Annotated in this window: 26 protein-coding genes; 1 reads left to right on the top strand and 25 read right to left on the bottom strand. The window is 61.6% G+C overall.

What is annotated here, in order from left to right; all coding sequences use genetic code 11:
• Positions 1 to 110: 110 nt before the first annotated feature.
• The 22 genes from ACFRJ8_RS06330 to rpsJ all read right to left on the bottom strand — a co-directional run bounded on the left by ACFRJ8_RS06330 (position 111) and on the right by rpsJ (position 12,311).
• Entirely contained in the window at positions 111 to 680 is a 570-nt protein-coding gene (locus tag ACFRJ8_RS06330; protein WP_377985281.1) for an adenylate kinase, read from the bottom strand.
• 5 nt (positions 681 to 685) lie between these two features.
• Positions 686 to 1,996 carry a preprotein translocase subunit SecY gene (gene secY / locus ACFRJ8_RS06325; protein ID WP_277526272.1) on the bottom strand — a complete coding sequence of 437 codons (1,311 nt, stop codon included), beginning with the start codon at positions 1,994 to 1,996 and terminating at the stop codon, positions 686 to 688.
• Between the two features lie 188 nt (positions 1,997 to 2,184).
• Complete coding sequence (rplO, locus tag ACFRJ8_RS06320; RefSeq protein WP_018773677.1) at positions 2,185 to 2,676, bottom strand: 50S ribosomal protein L15; 492 nt, start codon at positions 2,674 to 2,676, stop codon at positions 2,185 to 2,187.
• A complete protein-coding gene (gene rpmD, locus ACFRJ8_RS06315; RefSeq protein ID WP_018773676.1) occupies positions 2,677 to 2,883 on the bottom strand; it encodes a 50S ribosomal protein L30 in 207 nt (68 codons plus the stop codon).
• Between the two features lie 3 nt (positions 2,884 to 2,886).
• The gene (rpsE, locus tag ACFRJ8_RS06310) at positions 2,887 to 3,567 is read right to left on the bottom strand and encodes a 30S ribosomal protein S5 (protein WP_377985280.1); all 681 of its coding nucleotides are present in this window, start codon (positions 3,565 to 3,567) and stop codon (positions 2,887 to 2,889) included.
• Positions 3,568 to 3,593: 26 nt separating this feature from the next.
• On the bottom strand, positions 3,594 to 3,977 hold the full coding sequence (gene rplR / locus ACFRJ8_RS06305; RefSeq protein ID WP_018773674.1) for a 50S ribosomal protein L18: 384 nt from the start codon (positions 3,975 to 3,977) through the stop codon (positions 3,594 to 3,596).
• Between the two features lie 2 nt (positions 3,978 to 3,979).
• Positions 3,980 to 4,516, bottom strand: coding sequence for a 50S ribosomal protein L6 (gene rplF / locus ACFRJ8_RS06300; RefSeq protein WP_011692797.1), 537 nt, complete (start codon positions 4,514 to 4,516; stop codon positions 3,980 to 3,982).
• Between the two features lie 18 nt (positions 4,517 to 4,534).
• A complete protein-coding gene (gene rpsH, locus ACFRJ8_RS06295; RefSeq protein WP_056425243.1) occupies positions 4,535 to 4,933 on the bottom strand; it encodes a 30S ribosomal protein S8 in 399 nt (132 codons plus the stop codon).
• Between the two features lie 95 nt (positions 4,934 to 5,028).
• A complete protein-coding gene (gene rplE, locus ACFRJ8_RS06290) occupies positions 5,029 to 5,610 on the bottom strand; it encodes a 50S ribosomal protein L5 (RefSeq protein ID WP_091563108.1) in 582 nt (193 codons plus the stop codon).
• A complete protein-coding gene (rplX, locus tag ACFRJ8_RS06285; protein WP_024366125.1) occupies positions 5,610 to 5,969 on the bottom strand; it encodes a 50S ribosomal protein L24 in 360 nt (119 codons plus the stop codon). The genes rplE and rplX overlap by 1 nt, the downstream gene beginning before the upstream one ends.
• 3 nt (positions 5,970 to 5,972) lie before the next feature.
• On the bottom strand, positions 5,973 to 6,341 hold the full coding sequence (gene rplN, locus ACFRJ8_RS06280; RefSeq protein WP_003803789.1) for a 50S ribosomal protein L14: 369 nt from the start codon (positions 6,339 to 6,341) through the stop codon (positions 5,973 to 5,975).
• A gap of 607 nt (positions 6,342 to 6,948) precedes the next feature.
• Complete coding sequence (gene rpsQ, locus ACFRJ8_RS06275) at positions 6,949 to 7,257, bottom strand: 30S ribosomal protein S17 (protein WP_377985279.1); 309 nt, start codon at positions 7,255 to 7,257, stop codon at positions 6,949 to 6,951.
• Positions 7,254 to 7,583 carry a 50S ribosomal protein L29 gene (gene rpmC / locus ACFRJ8_RS06270; RefSeq protein ID WP_091563107.1) on the bottom strand — a complete coding sequence of 110 codons (330 nt, stop codon included), beginning with the start codon at positions 7,581 to 7,583 and terminating at the stop codon, positions 7,254 to 7,256. Before rpmC ends, rpsQ begins: the two co-directional genes overlap by 4 nt.
• 2 nt (positions 7,584 to 7,585) lie before the next feature.
• Complete coding sequence (gene rplP, locus ACFRJ8_RS06265) at positions 7,586 to 8,002, bottom strand: 50S ribosomal protein L16 (protein ID WP_018773668.1); 417 nt, start codon at positions 8,000 to 8,002, stop codon at positions 7,586 to 7,588.
• Positions 8,003 to 8,839: a 30S ribosomal protein S3 gene (gene rpsC / locus ACFRJ8_RS06260; RefSeq protein ID WP_377985278.1), complete on the bottom strand. Its 837-nt coding sequence runs from the start codon at positions 8,837 to 8,839 to the stop codon at positions 8,003 to 8,005.
• Positions 8,840 to 9,205 (bottom strand): 50S ribosomal protein L22, encoded by a 366-nt coding sequence (gene rplV, locus ACFRJ8_RS06255; RefSeq protein ID WP_003803798.1) that lies wholly within the window; start codon positions 9,203 to 9,205, stop codon positions 8,840 to 8,842.
• A gap of 38 nt (positions 9,206 to 9,243) precedes the next feature.
• Complete coding sequence (rpsS, locus tag ACFRJ8_RS06250; protein ID WP_018773666.1) at positions 9,244 to 9,525, bottom strand: 30S ribosomal protein S19; 282 nt, start codon at positions 9,523 to 9,525, stop codon at positions 9,244 to 9,246.
• A gap of 12 nt (positions 9,526 to 9,537) precedes the next feature.
• Positions 9,538 to 10,377, bottom strand: coding sequence for a 50S ribosomal protein L2 (gene rplB, locus ACFRJ8_RS06245; RefSeq protein ID WP_091563104.1), 840 nt, complete (start codon positions 10,375 to 10,377; stop codon positions 9,538 to 9,540).
• A gap of 30 nt (positions 10,378 to 10,407) precedes the next feature.
• Positions 10,408 to 10,713, bottom strand: coding sequence for a 50S ribosomal protein L23 (gene rplW, locus ACFRJ8_RS06240; protein WP_018773664.1), 306 nt, complete (start codon positions 10,711 to 10,713; stop codon positions 10,408 to 10,410).
• On the bottom strand, positions 10,710 to 11,330 hold the full coding sequence (gene rplD / locus ACFRJ8_RS06235) for a 50S ribosomal protein L4 (protein ID WP_377985277.1): 621 nt from the start codon (positions 11,328 to 11,330) through the stop codon (positions 10,710 to 10,712). Before rplD ends, rplW begins: the two co-directional genes overlap by 4 nt.
• Positions 11,331 to 11,334: 4 nt before the next feature.
• Positions 11,335 to 11,985, bottom strand: coding sequence for a 50S ribosomal protein L3 (gene rplC, locus ACFRJ8_RS06230; protein ID WP_377985276.1), 651 nt, complete (start codon positions 11,983 to 11,985; stop codon positions 11,335 to 11,337).
• Positions 11,986 to 12,002: 17 nt separating this feature from the next.
• Entirely contained in the window at positions 12,003 to 12,311 is a 309-nt protein-coding gene (gene rpsJ, locus ACFRJ8_RS06225) for a 30S ribosomal protein S10 (RefSeq protein ID WP_003803825.1), read from the bottom strand.
• Positions 12,312 to 12,792: 481 nt separating this feature from the next.
• Between rpsJ and ACFRJ8_RS06220 the strand changes: the two genes are divergently transcribed.
• Positions 12,793 to 14,217: a GH1 family beta-glucosidase gene (locus ACFRJ8_RS06220; protein ID WP_377985275.1), complete on the top strand. Its 1,425-nt coding sequence runs from the start codon at positions 12,793 to 12,795 to the stop codon at positions 14,215 to 14,217.
• A gap of 31 nt (positions 14,218 to 14,248) precedes the next feature.
• Here the strand turns inward: ACFRJ8_RS06220 and ACFRJ8_RS06215 are convergent, their stop codons facing one another.
• The 3 genes from ACFRJ8_RS06215 to fusA all read right to left on the bottom strand — a co-directional run bounded on the left by ACFRJ8_RS06215 (position 14,249) and on the right by fusA (position 18,089).
• Positions 14,249 to 14,374 (bottom strand): hypothetical protein, encoded by a 126-nt coding sequence (locus ACFRJ8_RS06215; RefSeq protein ID WP_302847324.1) that lies wholly within the window; start codon positions 14,372 to 14,374, stop codon positions 14,249 to 14,251.
• A gap of 144 nt (positions 14,375 to 14,518) precedes the next feature.
• Positions 14,519 to 15,709 (bottom strand): elongation factor Tu, encoded by a 1,191-nt coding sequence (gene tuf / locus ACFRJ8_RS06210; RefSeq protein WP_090575294.1) that lies wholly within the window; start codon positions 15,707 to 15,709, stop codon positions 14,519 to 14,521.
• A gap of 265 nt (positions 15,710 to 15,974) precedes the next feature.
• Entirely contained in the window at positions 15,975 to 18,089 is a 2,115-nt protein-coding gene (gene fusA, locus ACFRJ8_RS06205; RefSeq protein WP_091563357.1) for an elongation factor G, read from the bottom strand.
• Positions 18,090 to 18,115 lie beyond the last annotated feature (26 nt).

Raw genomic sequence — 18,115 nt, 5'->3', positions numbered from 1 at the left:
CGGCACAGCAGCCCGGAACGGACTGCCTGCGGCCCGTCCAACAGCGAAGGACGCGTCCTGTACACGATGGTACGGAACGCGCCCTTCTGTGCTGCGTCAGCGGATGCGGATCAGGCGGCCTGGGCCGACTTGATCGCTTCCATGACGCGCTCGGTAACTTCGTCGATGCGGCCGATGCCGTCCACCTGGGTCAGGATGCCGCGCTCGGCATACTTGGCCACGACAGGTTCGGTCTGCTCGTGGTAGAGGTCCAGCCGGTGACGGATAACGCCTTCGTTGTCGTCGCTGCGGCCAGTTTCCTTGGCACGGCCCAAGAGGCGGGTAACCAGTTCCTCGTCGTCCGCGGTGAGCTGGAGCACGACGTCGAGCTTCTGGTCGGCGCCGGCCAGGATCTCATCGAGGTAGTCCACCTGTGCGGTGGTGCGGGGGTAGCCGTCCAGCAGGAAGCCTGCCTCGACGTCGTCCTCGCTGAGACGGTCGCGCACCATCTTGTTGGTGACGCTGTCCGGGACGAAGTCGCCGGCGTCCATGTACTTCTTGGCTTCGACGCCGAGCGGAGTCTCACCCTTGACGTTGGCGCGGAAGATGTCTCCGGTGGAGATCGCAACGACGCCGAGGCGTTCCGAAATGCGTTCCGCCTGCGTTCCCTTGCCGGAGCCGGGAGGTCCGATAATCAACATTCTCGTCATCGCAAAAGCCCTTCGTAGTGACGTTGCTGTAGTTGCGCATCAATCTGCTTCACGGTCTCCAGACCGACGCCCACCATGATCAGGATCGAGGTGCCGCCGAACGGGAAGTTCTGGTTCGCGTTGATCAGGACAAGTGCAACCAGCGGGATCAGTGCCACGAAGCCGAGGTAAATGGCTCCGGCCAGGGTGATCCGGGATAGGACGTACTGAAGATAATCCGCGGTCGGCTTGCCGGCGCGGATGCCCGGAATGAAGCCGCCGTACTTCTTCATGTTGTCCGAGACCTCTTCAGGGTTGAAAGTAATCGCAACATAGAAGTAGGTGAAAAACACAATCATGGCGAAATACAGTGCCATGTAGATCGGGTGATCGCCCTTGGTCAGGTTGTTGTTGATCCACTCAACCCAGGGCTGCATCGGCTCGCCGGCCTTGGGCTGGTTGAACTGCGAGATCAGCCCCGGCAGGTACAGCATGGACGAGGCAAAGATGACGGGCACGACGCCGGCCATGTTCACCTTGATGGGGATGTAGGTGCTGGTACCGCCGACGGTGCGGCGGCCGATCATGCGCTTGGCGTACTGCACCGGGATCCGGCGCTGGGACTGTTCCACGAAGACCACGAGGGCCACGGTGAGCAGGCCGATAACCAGGACCAGGAAGAAGGTGCCGGGGCCCTGTGCCTTCCAGATCGCACCGAGCGAGCCCGGGAAGCCTGCCGCGATGGACGTGAAGATGAGCAGGGACATGCCGTTGCCGACGCCCTTCTCCGTCACGAGCTCGCCCATCCACATGATCAGGCCGGTGCCGGCCGTGAGCGTGATGATGATCAGGACCGTGGTGACGATGGAGCTGTCCGGGATGATGGGCAGCTGGCAGTTCGGCAGCAGCTGGCCGGACCGCGCCAGCGACACCAGTGTCGTGGCGTTGAGCAGGCCGAGCGCGATGGTGAGGTACCGGGTGTACTGGGTCAGCTTTGACTGCCCCGATGCGCCCTCCTCATACAGCTGCTGGAACCGGGGAATGACCACCCGGAGCAGCTGGACGATGATGCTGGCGGTGATGTAGGGCATGATGCCCAGGGCAAAAATGGACACCTGCAGCAATGCACCGCCGCTGAACAGGTTGACGAGCTGGTAGATCCCGCCCGTGGTCTGACCGTTCTGCAAGCATTGCTGGACATTCTGGTAGCTCACACCAGGCGAGGGGATGAAGGCACCCAAGCGGAAGATTGTGATGATTCCCAGCGTGAACAACAACTTGCGTCGCAGATCAGGCGTGCGAAAGGCCCGGCCGAATGCGCTAAGCAAGCGTCCTCCTGAGTAATAAGTAAAGTCGTGTGAGACAGGTCAAATAAACCCAACAACCGAGTCTAACGGGTGGAGGCGTCCGGCGAACAATCGGCGGGGCCCGGAAATTGAAAAAAACTCCCGGCACCGGGGGCCTGAGCCCCTGGTACCGGGAGTTTTCAACAACGGGCAACTGCCCCGCCGCCTCGTTAGAGGGCGGTGGTGCTTCCGCCTGCTGCGGCAATCTTGTCAGCGGCGCTGGCCGAGAATGCGTGGACGGTGACGTCAACCTTGACGGTGATGTCGCCGGTGCCCAGCACCTTGACGGGCTGGTTCTTGCGAACGGCACCCTTTTCGACCAGGTTCTCCACGGTGACTGCGCCACCTTCCGGGAACAGCTCGTTGAGCTTGTCCAGGTTTACAACCTGGTACTCAACCCGGAACGGGTTCTTGAAGCCGCGCAGCTTCGGCAGGCGCATGTGCAGCGGCAGCTGGCCGCCGGCAAAGCCAGCCTTGATCTGGTAGCGGGCCTTCGTACCCTTGGTACCGCGACCGGCGGTCTTACCCTTGGAACCTTCACCACGACCAACACGGGTCTTGGCGGTCTTGGCACCCGGGGCGGGACGCAGGTGGTGAACCTTCAGTGCGTTCTGCTTCTCAGCGGCGCCCTGTGCCTTTTCGGCGGTGTTCTTCTCTGCCATTTACTTCGCCTCCTCTACCTTTACCAGGTGCGGAACCGTGTTGAGCATCCCGACGGTCACGGCGTCAGCGGTGCGGACAACGGTGTGTCCGATCCGCTTCAGGCCGAGGGACCGCAGGGTGTCGCGCTGGTTCTGCTTGCCGCCAATGGCGGACTTGATCTGAGTGATCTCCAACTTTGCATCGGAGACGAGCACGTTCTTAGCCATGACTCAGACACCTGCCTTCTGGTTCAGGAGAGCCTTCACCATTGCCGGCGGAGCGATCTCGTCGAGCGGGAGGCCGCGGCGTGCTGCCACTGCTGCCGGCTCTTCGAGGCGCTTCAGGGCATCAACGGTCGCATGAACGATGTTGATGGCGTTGGAGGAACCGAGCGACTTGGAGAGGATGTCGTGGATGCCCACGCACTCCAGTACTGCACGGACCGGGCCACCGGCGATAACACCGGTACCGGCGGAAGCCGGACGCAGCATGACGACGCCTGCGGCGGCCTCACCCTGAACGCGGTGCGGGATGGTGTTGCCGATGCGGGGAACGCGGAAGAAGGACTTCTTGGCCTCTTCAACGCCCTTCGCGATGGCGGCGGGAACTTCCTTGGCCTTGCCGTAGCCGACGCCGACCATACCGTTGCCGTCACCGACGACGACGAGGGCGGTGAAGCTGAAGCGACGACCACCCTTGACGACCTTGGAAACGCGGTTGATGGTTACAACGCGCTCTACGAACTGGCTCTTCTCGGCCTCGCGGCCGCCGTCACGGCCACCACGGCCGCCACGGTCGCCACGGCCCTGGCCGCGGTCGCCACGCTCGCCACGACGGGCGCCACCACGGCGGTCGTCAGTGGTAGCAGGCGCAGCGGTCTCAGTTGCCGGAGCAGCTACAGCTTCAGTCACCTGAATGTCCTTTTCGTTATTTTCGGTCACAGTGCCAGCCCACCTTCACGTGCGCCGTCAGCGACGGCGGCGATCCGGCCGTGGTACTTGTTACCACCGCGGTCGAAGACAACTGCTTCGATACCGGCAGCCTTGGCACGCTCGGCGACCAGTTCGCCAACGCGCTTGGCCTTGGCGGTCTTGTCACCGTCGAATGCACGAAGGTCGGCTTCCAGTGTGGAGGCGCTTGCCACGGTCAGGCCCTTGGTGTCATCGACAACCTGGACGAATACGTGACGTGCGGAACGGTTGACGACCAGACGCGGGCGTACAGCCGTACCGGAGATGCGCTTGCGGATACGAAGCTGGCGGCGGCTGCGCTGGGCAGACTTGCTCTTGTTCGTACGCTTCTTGTTAATTGCGATCGCCATGGTTACTTACCAGCCTTTCCGACCTTGCGGCGGATGACTTCGCCTGCGTAACGGATGCCCTTGCCCTTGTAGGGGTCCGGCTTCCGCAGCTTGCGAATGTTGGCAGCAACCTCGCCGACCTGCTGCTTGGAGATACCTGAAACAGAGAGCTTGGTCGGGGTCTCAACTGCAAAGGTGATGCCGTTCGGTGCCGAGACGTTAACCGGGTGGCTGTAGCCCAGAGCGAACTCCAGGTCAGAACCCTTGGCCTGGACGCGGTAACCGGTACCGACAATCTCAAGCTTCTTCTCGTAGCCTGCGGTGACACCCTGGATCATGTTGGCGATCAGGGTGCGGGTCAGGCCGTGCAGCGAACGTGAGGCGCGCTCGTCGTTCGGGCGGGCGACAGTCAGGGTGCCATCTTCCAGGGAAACCTCGATCGGGCTGGCCACAGTGTGGCTCAGCTCGCCTTTGGAACCCTTGACGCTGACGACAGAGCCGTCAACCTTGACCTCAACGCCGGCAGGAACGGTGATGGGGAGACGTCCAATACGTGACATTATTCTCTTCCTTTCCCGTTACCAGACGTAAGCGAGGACTTCGCCGCCCACGCCCTTCTTGCCGGCCTGCTTGTCAGTCAAGAGGCCGGAAGAGGTGGACAGGATTGCGACACCCAGGCCACCGAGCACGTGCGGCAGGTTGGTGGACTTTGCGTAAACGCGCAGTCCCGGCTTGGAAATACGACGAACGCCAGCGATTGAACGCTCGCGGTTCGGACCGAACTTGAGCTCGAGGGTCAGCTTCTTGCCAACCTCAGCGTCTTCTTCTTTCCAGGAGGCGATGTAACCTTCAGCCTTCAGGATGTCGGCAACGCGTGCCTTGAGCTTGCTGTACGGCATGGACACGGAATCGTGGTATGCCGAGTTAGCGTTGCGCAGACGCGTAAGCATGTCTGCGACGGGATCTGTCATTGTCATGTGGGCTCTTGCCCTTCCTCATAACGGTTTCCGCCGTGCCGTTTGTCCCGAACAGAGTTCGGAACCGGCGCGGTCGGACCTTTTACGTAGCTAGATTAGTCTTCGGTCTTGAACGGGAAGCCAAGCGCCTTGAGCAGCGCGCGGCCTTCGTCGTCGGTCTTGGCAGTGGTCACGACGGTGATGTCCATGCCGCGAACGCGGTCGATGGAATCCTGGTCGATCTCGTGGAACATAACCTGCTCGGTCAGACCGAAGGTGTAGTTGCCGTTGCCATCGAACTGCTTGCCGCTGAGGCCACGGAAGTCACGGATACGCGGCAGAGCCAGCGTGACCAGACGGTCCAGGAATTCCCACATGCGGTCCCCACGCAGAGTTGCGTGTGCACCGATCGGCATGCCTTCGCGCAGCTTGAACTGTGCGATCGACTTGCGGGCCTTGGTTACCTGCGGCTTCTGGCCGGTGATCAGGGTCAGATCGCGGACAGCGCCGTCGATCAGCTTGGAGTCCTTGGCGGCATCTCCAACACCCATGTTCACAACGACCTTGACCAGGCGGGGAACCTGGTTGACGTTCTGGTACTTGAATTCCTCAGTCAGCGAGTTCTTGATGGAATCGGCGTACTTGGTCTTCAGACGAGGAACGATCTTGCTTGCCGGAGTCTCGAGAGTCTCAGTCATTAGATGTCCTTCCCTGAGCTCTTGGCCACGCGGACGCGCACTTCACGCTTCACGCCATCGCGCTCAACGGTCTCGGTGCGGAAACCGACGCGGGTGGGCTTCTTGGTGGACGGGTCAACCAGAGCCACGTTGGAGATGTGGATCGAAGCCTCGACGACCTCAATGCCACCGGTCTTGGTGCCGCGCTGCGACTGACCGACCTTGGTGTGCTTGGTTACGCGGTTAATGCCTTCAACCAACACGCGGTTGGTCTCCGGGAATACGCGCAGAACCTTGCCCTGCTTGCCTTTGTCGCCGCCGCGCTCAGCCTTGGCGCCAGTGATGACCTGAACGAGGTCACCCTTTTTGATCTTAGCCATGGACTAGAGCACCTCCGGAGCCAGAGAAACGATCTTCATGAACTTCTTGTCACGAAGTTCACGACCAACCGGTCCGAAGATACGGGTACCGCGGGGGTCACCGTCGTTCTTCAGGATGACGGCTGCGTTCTCGTCAAACTTGATGTAGGAACCATCCGCACGGCGGCGTTCCTTCTTGGTACGGACGATGACAGCCTTGACGACGTCGCCCTTCTTTACGTTGCCGCCCGGAATTGCGTCCTTGACGGTAGCGACGATTACGTCGCCAATGCCTGCGTAGCGACGGCCAGATCCACCGAGAACGCGAATGGTAAGGATTTCCTTAGCACCCGTGTTGTCGGCGACCTTGAGTCGCGACTCCTGCTGAATCACTATTTACTCCTTGCGTCGCGCTGGTTCTCAGACCGAAAATCTTCCTACGGAATGAGCCTTGCGGAACGGTTGATCGGGGTGTCTCTTGACCTGCCTGGATTTTGCCAGACCAGGCCTAAACGCCCGTGCCAAAAACATTTGCTTCCCAGGAGGTTCCCGACGAGTCGGGGCGCGAGGGGGCACTATGCCGTGGCACGATTGTTTACGAGGTTGATGACGGCGCGCTAAAGGCGCCATACAAACTCAAAATCTTAGCACGTTTCGGGCGTATCCCCATATCACAGCCGCGGCGCCAGCACACGCCGGCCAACACTCCCGACGGCGCTACGCAGCACCGCAGCACGGCAAGACACCGCAGCTGCCGACGACGGCGTCACTCATGACAGGCTTTGGCCCCGCCTGCCGCAGCGCACCCCCGGAAACCCGGCCCGCCGGCGTCCTGAGCCTCCCCAAAGCCTGTCCTGCGTGACAAGGACGTTCGCACGGCGTCCGACCCCTCAGCCCCCTGCAACGGCTCCTACGCCGACCGCAGGCAACGCAGAAGCCCCCGCTCCCCCAAAGGGAAACGAGGGCTTCTGCTGTATCACCAGGCAGCTAAGTGCAGGTGTTACTTGGCCTTCTCGAGGATCTCGACCAGACGCCACCGCTTGGTAGCGGAGAGCGGGCGGGTCTCGGCGAGGAGCACGAGGTCGCCGATGCCGGCGCTGTTCTCTTCGTCGTGTGCCTTGATCTTGGCGTTGCGGCGGATGACCTTGCCGTAGAGGGCGTGCTTCACGCGGTCTTCGACCTGGACAGTGATGGTCTTTTCCATCTTGTCCGAGACGACGTAGCCGCGCTTCGTCTTACGGTAACCGCGCTCGTCAGCCTTGGCTGCGCCGGAAACAGTTTCCGTCACGTTCTCGTCCTTTTCACTCACTTGGCATCCTCCTCGGATTCAACCGTTTCAGCCTTGTCGGCCTTCTTGGTTGCAGCCTTCTTGGACTTCTTCTCTTCCTTGGCTTCCACAACCGGTGCGGCAACCTCGGCACGAATGCCCAGCTCGCGCTCACGGAGAACGGTGTAGATGCGGGCGATGTCCTTCTTTACCGCGCGCAGACGACCGTGGTTCTCCAGCTGACCGGTGGCGGACTGGAAACGCAGGTTGAACAGCTCTTCCTTGGCCTTGCGGAGTTCTTCAACGAGACGCTCGTTGTCGAAACCGTCCAGCTGTGCGGATGCAAGTTCCTTGGATCCTACTGCCATTTCTACTCACCACCTTCGCGACGCACAATGCGTGCCTTCAACGGCAGCTTGTGGATTGCCAGGCGCAGGGCCTCGCGAGCTACCTCTTCACTGACACCGGAGAGTTCGAAGAGAACTCGGCCCGGCTTGACGTTTGAGACCCACCATTCCGGAGAGCCCTTACCGGAACCCATGCGGGTTTCGGCCGGCTTCTTCGTCAGCGGACGGTCCGGGTAAATGTTGATCCAGACCTTTCCGCCACGCTTGATGTGGCGAGTCATCGCGATACGGGCAGACTCGATCTGACGGTTCGTGACGTAGGCCGGGCTCAGAGCCTGGATGCCCCACTCACCGAAGGAGACCTGGGTACCGCCCGTAGCAGCGCCGGAACGACCCGGGTGGTGCTGCTTACGGTGCTTTACTCGACGTGGGATAAGCATTTAAGCCTGTCCTCCTTCTACTGCCGGTGCAGCTGCTGCTTCGACAGCCGGAGCCTCAGCGGCAGCAGGTGCTGCCTCAGCTGCGGGGCGGTCGGGACGACGGCGGCGGTCACCACGGTCGGCGCCACCCGGGCGGCCCGGGCGGTCGCCGGCACGGCCACGGGACGGAGCAGCAGCTGCCTGCTGAGCCAGTTCCTTGGCAGTGACGTCGCCCTTGTAGATCCAGACCTTCACGCCGATGCGGCCGAAGGTGGTCTTGGCCTCGTAGAAGCCATAGTCGATGTTCGCGCGCAGGGTGTGCAGGGGCACACGGCCTTCGCGGTAGAACTCCGAGCGGGACATTTCTGCGCCGCCCAGTCGACCCGAGCAAGCGATCCGGATGCCCTTGGCACCGGCACGCTGTGCGGACTGCATGGCCTTCTTCATCGCACGGCGGAAAGCCACGCGGGAAGTCAGCTGCTCTGCAACGCCCTGGGCAACAAGCTGGGCTTCCATCTCGGGGTTCTTGACCTCGAGGATGTTCAGCTGTACCTGCTTGCCCGTGAGCTTCTCAAGCTCGCCGCGGATGCGGTCTGCTTCAGCGCCGCGGCGGCCGATGACGATGCCCGGACGTGCCGTGTGGATATCCACACGGACACGGTCGCGGGTGCGCTCGATTTCGACCTTGGCGATACCGGCGCGCTCCATGCCCGTGGACATGAGCTGGCGGATACGGATGTCTTCGCGAACGAAGTCTTTGTACCGCTGGCCGGCCTTGGTGCTGTCAGCAAACCAGTGCGATACGTGATCGGTGGTGATGCCGAGTCGGAACCCGTGCGGGTTAACTTTCTGTCCCACTTAGCGAGCCTCCTCTTTCTCCGGGGTAGCGACTACCACGGTGATGTGGCTCGTGCGCTTCTTGATCTGAAATGCACGACCCTGGGCTCGCGGCTGGAACCGCTTCATGGTCGGGCCTTCATCAACAAACGCTTCGCTGATGATGAGGTCACCTTCGTCAAACGCCACGCCGTCGCGGTCCGCGAGGACCCGGGCGTTGGAGATTGCCGACTGAACTACCTTGAATACCGGCTCCGAAGCTGCCTGGGGGGCAAACTTCAGAATTGCCAGAGCCTCATTCGCTTGCTTACCACGAACAAGGTTGACGACGCGCCGGGCCTTCATAGGCGTTACGCGGATGTGACGCGCAATTGCCTTGGCTTCCATTGCTTTCCTTCTCTCGTCTTTGACGTAAGTGCAGGCGCCTAGCGGCGCTTGCCCTTACGGTCGTCCTTGACATGGCCGCGGAATGTCCGCGTGGGAGCGAATTCGCCGAGCTTGTGCCCGACCATCGACTCAGTGACAAACACGGGGATGTGCTTGCGTCCGTCGTGTACGGCGATCGTGTGGCCGAGCATGTCGGGGACGATCATCGAACGGCGGGACCAGGTCTTGATGACGTTCTTGGTGCCCTTTTCGTTTTCCCTGGCTACCTTTACAAAGAGGTGCTGGTCAACGAAAGGACCTTTTTTCAGGCTGCGTGGCATGTGTCCAGGCTCCTATCGCTTGTTCTTGCCAGTACGACGGCGACGAACAATAAGCTTGTCGCTCTCTTTGTTGGGACGGCGGGTGCGGCCTTCGCGCTTACCGTTCGGGTTGACGGGGTGACGTCCACCGGACGTCTTACCCTCGCCACCACCGTGGGGGTGGTCAACCGGGTTCATGGCGACACCACGGACGGTCGGGCGAACGCCCTTCCACCGCATACGGCCGGCCTTGCCCCAGTTGATGTTCGACTGCTCGGCGTTGCCGACCTCGCCGATCGTTGCGCGGCAGCGCACGTCAACGTTGCGGATTTCGCCGGAAGGCAGACGCAGCTGGGCGAAACGGCCTTCCTTTGCAACGAGCTGGATCGATGCGCCGGCAGAGCGGCCCATCTTGGCGCCGCCACCCGGACGCAGTTCGACTGCGTGGATTACGGTACCGACCGGGATGTTGCGCAGCGGAAGGTTGTTGCCGGGCTTGATGTCAGCGTCGGCGCCGGCCTCTACGAAGTCGCCCTGGGACAGCTTGTTCGGGGCGATGATGTAACGCTTGGTGCCATCAACGTAGTGCAGGAGCGCGATCCGAGCCGTACGGTTCGGGTCGTACTCGATTTCGGCAACGCGGGCGTTGACGCCGTCCTTGTCGTGGCGACGGAAGTCGATCAGACGGTACTGGCGCTTGTGTCCACCACCCTTGTGACGGGTCGTGATCTTACCGGAGTTGTTACGGCCACCCTTTTTCGGGAGGGGACGTACCAACGACTTTTCCGGCGTCGACCGCGTGATTTCAGTGAAGTCCGCTACGCTCGAGCCACGACGGCCCGGGGTAGTCGGCTTGTATTTACGGATTCCCATAATTTATTTCCTCGTTAAAGTGGTCTCCGCTTATGAAAGCGGACCGCCGAAGATGTCGATAGTGCCTTCTTTGAGGCTCACAATTGCACGCTTGGTGTTCTTGCGGGTACCCCAGCCGAATTTGGTGCGCTTGCGCTTACCGGCACGGTTGATGGTGTTGATCGATTCGACCTTGACGGAGAAAATCTTCTCCACGGCCAGCTTGATCTCGGTCTTGTTCGAGCGGGGGTCCACCAGGAAGGTGTACTTGCCCTCATCGATCAGGCCGTAGCTCTTTTCCGAGACGACGGGTGCAAGCACGACGTCGCGCGGGTCTTTGATGGTGGCTGCGCTCACTTGGCATCCTCCTCGTTCTTTGCAACCTTGTTAGCAACAAATGCTTCGTAGGCAGCCTTGGTGAAGACTACGTCGTCGGAAACGAGAACGTCGTAGGTGTTCAGCTGGTCTGCGTACAGAACGTGAACATCCGTGAGGTTGCGCACGGACAGTGCAGCAACATCGTTGGCGCGCTCAATGACAACGAGCAGGTTCTTGCGCTCGGAAACTCCGCGCAGGGTTGCCAGTGCTTCCTTGGAGGACGGCTTGGAGCCGGCAACCAGGTCAGCAATGACGTGGACGCGGCCGTTGCGGGCGCGGTCCGAGAGTGCGCCGCGCAGTGCAGCAGCAATCATCTTCTTGGGGGTGCGCTGGCTGTAGTCACGCGGCGTGGGGCCGTGGACAACGCCACCACCGGTCATGTGAGGAGCACGGATGGAACCCTGACGGGCGCGGCCGGTGCCCTTCTGCTTGAACGGCTTGCGACCTGCACCGGAAACCTCGGCGCGGGTCTTGGTCTTGTGGGTACCCTGGCGAGCAGCAGCGAGCTGGGCAACGACAACCTGGTGCAGCAGCGGCACGTTGGTCTGTACGTCGAAGATCTCTGCAGGCAGGTCAACCTTGACAGTGCTAGTCATTGAACTAGGCTCCCTTCACGGCGGTGCGTACGAGTACGACCTGGCCGCGGGCGCCGGGGACGGCGCCCTTGATCAGGAGCAGCGACTTCTCGACGTCAACCGCGTGGACCGTGAGGTTCAGCGTGGTGTGACGAACGGCGCCCATGCGGCCGGCCATTTTCATGCCCTTGAAGACGCGGCTCGGGGTGGATGCGCCACCGATTGAACCGGGCTTACGGTGGTTCTTGTGGGCACCGTGGGAAGCTCCAACGCCGTGGAAGCCGTGACGCTTCATAACACCGGCGAAGCCCTTACCCTTGGTGGTGCCAACGACGTCGATCTTCTGGCCGGCTTCGAAGAGCTCTACGGAGAGCTCCTGGCCCAGCTCGTAAGAGGCAGCATCTGCAGTGCGCAGTTCTACGACGTGGCGGCGAGGCGTGACGCCTGCCTTTTCAAAGTGACCAGCCAGCGGCTTGGTGACCTTGCGGGAATCGATCTGGCCGTAGCCGATCTGAACGGCGACATAGCCATCAGTGTCTGCATTGCGCAGCTGCGTGATGACGTTCGAGTCAGCCTGGACCACAGTGACGGGGATGAGCTTGTTGTTCTCGTCCCAGACCTGGGTCATGCCGAGCTTCGTGCCCAGCAGGCCCTTTACGTTACGGGTTGCGGTCATAGTCTCTCAGCACCTCCCTACAGCTTGATTTCGATGTTCACGTCGGCCGGCAGGTCGAGACGCATGAGCGAATCAACAGCCTTGGGCGTGGGATCGATGATGTCGATAAGACGCTTGTGCGTGCGCATTTCAAAGTGCTCGCGGCTGTCCTTGTACTTGTGCGGAGAGCGAATAACGCAGTACACGTTCTTCTCCGTCGGCAGCGGCACGGGGCCAACTACAGTTGCGCCTGCGCGCGTGACCGTCTCAACGATCTTCCGTGCTGAAACGTCAATGACCTCGTGGTCGTATGACTTCAGCCGGATGCGGATTTTTTGTCCCGCCATGTCGCCTGACTCTCTTTCAGTCTGTGCTTCCCCTGATTAGGGCTGCCCTGTTCACTTACTAGTTGTATGGCTGCCGAAGCATTTGAAGTCGTGACTACCATCCGCCGCACAAGCTGAATCCGGAAGAATCCGGGTTCCTCAACCGGCCGACGTAACCGACCCCCGCGGTCGGGCGTGTCGTACGTTTTCACACATACGCGTCCGCAATTCCATGGGGAGTGGGTTATGTTTGGTCTCTCACTTGGACCCTGGCACCCGGCATTATCCGGATCGGGACGCGAAAGAGCGCTTGAACAACTCATCTAGTATGCCGGAATTTGCGGGCAGAAGCGAATCAGCCCCCTGCACGGCCGTGCAATCGCTGGAGTGCAGTCACAGCAGTGCAATCACTGCAGTGCAGTCACGGCCGGCAGCCGGGGGCAGTGCAATCCCTGCCGGGTAGCCCATTGTCCTGAATCGCCGTCGATTGGATGATGGGTGCATGACTGTGCAGGATTCTGTAGCAGTTCAGGCCCTTGCCGCCCGCCTGAGCCCTGGATTCACCCTGGGCGTTGCCTCCGCGGCGTTCCAGATCGAGGGGAACCTCGCGGCCGGCGGCCGTGGACCCTCCGGCTGGGACGCGTTCGCCGAAAAGCCGGGCAACATCCTGCACGGCCACTCCCCCGCCGTCGCCTGCGACCACTACAACCGGGCGGAGGACGACATTGCGCTGATGCGGGAGCTCGGGATCGACTCCTACCGTTTCTCGATCTCGTGGCCGCGGGTCCAGCCTGAGGGCACGGGCCGCTTCAACGCCGCGGGACTGGACTTCTACGACCGCCTGATCGACCGGCTGCTCGCCGCCGGTATCTCGCCGATGGCCACCCTCTACCACTGGGATACGCCGCTGCCCCTCGAGCACCGTGGCGGCTGGATGAACCGTTCGACGGCGGAGAAGTTCGCCGAGTACAGCGCGGCTGCCGGCAGGCGGTTCGGTGATCGCGTGGCGCAGTGGGTGACCCTGAACGAGCCCGCCTCGGTCACTCTCAATGGCTACGCCCTGGACGTCCATGCGCCCGGCCATGGCCTGCTCTTCGATGCCCTGCCGTCGGTGTGCCATCAACTCTTGGGCCACGGCCTGGCGGTGCAGGCGCTGCGGGCGGCGGGCGTGACTGGCGCCGTCGGCGTCACAAACCTGCATTCACCCGTCCGGCCTGCTTCCGGCTCGCTAACCGACAGGCTGCTGGCCACGGTCTTCGACCTCGTGCTGAACCGGCTCTACGCGGACCCGATCCTCCTGGGCCGTTTTCCCCAGCCGCCGCTGATCGCCCGGCCGTGGTTCCGTTCACTGCGGAGGATCACCGATGCGGACCTGGCCACGATCCACCAGCCGCTGGATTTCTACGGCCTGAACTACTACTACCCCGTGAAGGTAGCCACCGGGCGCGGCGTCGACAGCCCCTCCGGACCCGCGGCGGCGATGCTGAAAATACCGTTCCACATGGCCGCGTTCCCGGAGTACGAGCTCACGGGATTCGGCTGGCCCGTCGCTCCGGACCATCTGGGAATCCTGCTGCGGGAGCTGAAGGACAGATACGGTGAGTTGTTGCCGCCGGTCTATATCACCGAGAGCGGGGCGAGCTTCCCGGAGCCGGACCACGTCACCGGCCCCATCCCCGACGCCGGGCGCATCCGCTACCTCGCCGCACACCTCAGCCAGGCGGTGGAGGCCACCTCCCCCGGGGGCGTGGCGCACGACGTCGACCTGCTCGGCTATTACGTCTGGACGCTCATGGACAACTTTGAATGGGCGGCCGGCTATTCCCAGCGCTTCGGCCTGGTGCACGTGGATTTCACGTCCCTCCAGCGAACGCCGAAGGAGTCCTACTACTGGTACCAGGCCCTCGCCCGGGCCCGGCGGGCCTGAGTCCCGGCGGGTCGCGCGCGCAGCGCGGCCGCTACTGGTCGCGGTTTGCCCGGTTGATGCGCTTGGCGCGGTCAATCTCCTGGCGGAAGTGCTTCTTCGCCCAGAAGAAGGCGACGACAACCGCGACGACGATCAGCAGAAAAATGAACCAGCCCATGGTGAGCTCCTTTCCCTTCCTGCAAAGGTATCAGGAACTTAAAAGGAACAGCCCCGCTGCAAGTGCAGCGGGGCTGTTCCCGATCCTCTGTTCAGCTGCCTGACGGCAGGCTGATCAGTGGTCAAGCATCAGATCAGCAAGTAATTACTTGACGATCTTGGTGACGCGTCCTGAACCAACGGTGCGGCCGCCTTCGCGGATAGCGAAGCCGAGGCCCTCTTCCATTGCGATCGGCTGGATGAGCGCAACGGTCATCTCAGTGTTGTCGCCAGGCATAACCATTTCCGTGCCTTCCGGCAGGGTGATAACGCCGGTTACGTCCGTGGTGCGGAAGTAGAACTGCGGGCGGTAGTTGGAGTAGAACGGGTTGTGACGCCCGCCTTCGTCCTTGGAGAGGATGTAGACGTTAGCCTCGAAGTCGGTGTGCGGGGTGATGGAACCCGGCTTGACGACAACCTGGCCACGCTCGACATCGTCGCGCTTCAGACCGCGGAGCAGGAGGCCACAGTTCTCGCCGGCCCATGCTTCGTCGAGCTGCTTGTGGAACATCTCGATACCGGTAACCGTGGTCTTCTGGACCGGGCGGATGCCGACGATCTCGACCTCGGAGTTGATCGCGAGGGTTCCACGCTCGGCGCGGCCCGTAACAACGGTGCCACGGCCGGTGATCGTGAAGACGTCTTCGATCGGCATCAGGAAGGGCTTGTCACGGTCACGTACGGGGTCCGGAACCGAGTTGTCGACAGCTTCCATGAGGTCCTCGATGGACTTGACCCACTCCGGGTCGCCCTCCAGAGCCTTCAGGCCCGAAACGCGGATGACCGGAGCTTCGTCGCCATCGAAGCCCTGCGAGCTGAGGAGCTCACGAACTTCCATTTCGACGAGGTCGAGGAGTTCCTCGTCATCGACCATGTCAGCCTTGTTCAGCGCGACCAGCAGGTAGGGAACGCCAACCTGGCGGGCGAGCAGAACGTGCTCACGGGTCTGAGCCATCGGGCCGTCAGTGGCGGCAACCACGAGGATTGCACCGTCCATCTGAGCAGCGCCGGTGATCATGTTCTTGATGTAGTCAGCGTGACCCGGAGCGTCTACGTGTGCGTAGTGGCGCTTCTCGGTCTGGTACTCAACGTGGGAGATGTTGATGGTAATGCCGCGCTGACGCTCTTCGGGAGCAGAGTCAATCGACGCGAAGTCACGCTTCTCGTTGAGAGTCGGGTACTTGTCGTACAGCACCTTGGAAATGGCGGCCGTCAGCGTCGTCTTACCGTGGTCAACGTGACCAATGGTACCGATGTTAACGTGCGGCTTAGTCCGCTCGAACTTTGCCTTTGCCACAGGTTCCTCCTAGAACGTTTTCAAATGACTTACCCTTCGGCCGCGCTTGTCGCGGCAGAAACTCCAGTAAGTCTACTTGGGGGGCTTTGGATTGGTGAAATTGCAGATTCAGGTACTAATGCTAGTGCCTAGAGCCTGTTCGTGCAGGCGGCCGAACTCCGGCCTGGCCGGACTACAGCTGACCGGAGCCCGGCCACTTGCACCAGATGAATCTCCGTTGGCGAAGACACATCCGAGTTTTTGTTGCTGCGATTGGTCCTAAGGACTACTCGCCGCGGTTCTTCTGGATGATCTCGTCGGCGACTGCCTTCGGGACCTCGGCGTAGCTGTTGAACGTCATGGAGTACACAGCGCGGCCCTGGGTCTTCGAGCGCAGGTCACCGATGTAGCCGAACATGCCGGACAGCGGGACGTGTGCGCGAATAACCTTGACGCCCTGGGCATCTTCCATGGACTGCATCTGGCCACGGCGGGAGTTGAGGTCACCGATAACTTCACCCATGTATTCCTCAGGGGTGCGGACCTCGACATCCATCAGCGGTTCGAGCAGGACAGGGTTCGCCTTGCGTGCGGCTTCCTTGAAAGCCATACGGCCGGCGATCTTGAACGCCATTTCCGAGGAGTCAACATCGTGGTAAGCGCCGTCAATCAGCGTCGCCTTGATGCCAACAACCGGGTAACCGGCCAGGACGCCATCGTTCAGCGCATCCTGGATGCCGGCGTCCACCGACGGGATGTACTCGCGCGGAACGCGGCCACCGGTGACCTTGTTCTCGAACTCGTACAGCTCGCCTTCCGCAGTGTCCAGCGGCTCGATCGCGATCTGGATCTTTGCGAACTGGCCGGAACCACCGGTCTGCTTCTTGTGCGTGTAGTCGTGACGCTCTACAGCACGCTTGATGGTTTCGCGGTAAGCAACCTGCGGCTTGCCAACGTTCGCCTCGACCTTGAATTCGCGGCGCATGCGGTCCACCAGGATGTCCAGGTGGAGCTCGCCCATGCCGGCGATGATGGTCTGGCCGGTGTCTTCGTTGAGGGAGACCTGGAAGGTCGGGTCCTCAGCGGAGAGCTTCTGGATGGCCGTGGAGAGCTTCTCCTGGTCACCCTTCGTGTTCGGCTCGATCGCAACCGAGATCACGGGCTCCGGGAAGCTCATGGACTCAAGCACAATCTGGTTGGCCGGATCGCACAGGGTGTCACCGGTGGTGGTGTCCTTCAGGCCGATCGCTGCGTAGATGTGGCCGGCGGTAGCGCCCTCGACGGGCATTTCCTTGTTGGCGTGCATCTGGAACAGCTTGCCGATGCGCTCCTTCTTGCCCTTGGTGGAGTTGACCACCTGCGAGCCTGCTTCCACGTGACCGGAGTACACGCGGATGAAGGTGAGCTGGCCGAAGAAGGGGTGTGCGGCGATCTTGAAGGCCAGCGCAGAGAAGGGCTCTTCAGAGGAGGGCTTACGGGTAAGCTCCTTCTCTTCGTCGCGGGGATCGTGACCGATCATCGGCGGGACGTCGAGCGGGTTCGGCAGGTAGTCCACAACGGCGTCGAGCATCGGCTGGACGCCGCGGTTCTTGAATGCAGAACCACAGAACACCGGGTACAGCTCAGAGTTGATCGTCATCTTGCGGATGCCGGCCTTGAGCTCATCGATGCTGATCTCTTCGCCCTCGAGGTACTTCTCCATGAGTTCCTCGGAGGCCTCGGCAACAGTCTCAACGAGCGTTGCGCGGTACTCTTCGGCCTTCGCCTGGAGGTCAGCCGGGATCTCGCGGATCTCGTACTTCGCACCCATGGTGACGTCACCCTTGGCGTCGCCGGGCCAGACCAGCGCGCGCATGTAAAGGAGGTCGACGACGCCGATGAAGTCGTTCTCGGCGCCGATCGGCAGCTGCATGACCAACGGCTTGGCACCGAGGCGGCTGATGATGGTGTCGACGGTGAAGTAGAAGTCAGCGCCGAGCTTGTCCATCTTGTTGACGAAGCAGATACGCGGAACGTTGTACTTGTCAGCCTGGCGCCAAACAGTCTCGGACTGCGGCTCCACGCCTTCCTTGCCATCGAACACTGCGACTGCGCCGTCGAGGACGCGCAGGGAGCGCTCAACCTCGACCGTGAAGTCAACGTGGCCGGGGGTGTCGATGATGTTGATCTGGTTGTTTTCCCAGAAGCAGGTCACGGCGGCAGACGTGATGGTGATGCCGCGTTCCTTTTCCTGTTCCATCCAGTCAGTCGTCGAAGCGCCGTCGTGCGTTTCGCCGATCTTGTGGTTCACACCCGTGTAGAACAGGATGCGCTCGGTAGTAGTGGTCTTGCCGGCATCGATGTGGGCCATGATGCCGATGTTGCGGACCTTGCTAAGGTCGGTAAGCACGTCCTGTGCCACGGTGTCTCCCTTTCGGATGGACTGCA

This window comes from Arthrobacter sp. NPDC056886, from assembly GCF_042788715.1.
Lineage (GTDB): Bacteria > Actinomycetota > Actinomycetes > Actinomycetales > Micrococcaceae > Arthrobacter.
This window is presented reverse-complemented; position numbering and strand designations above follow the sequence as displayed.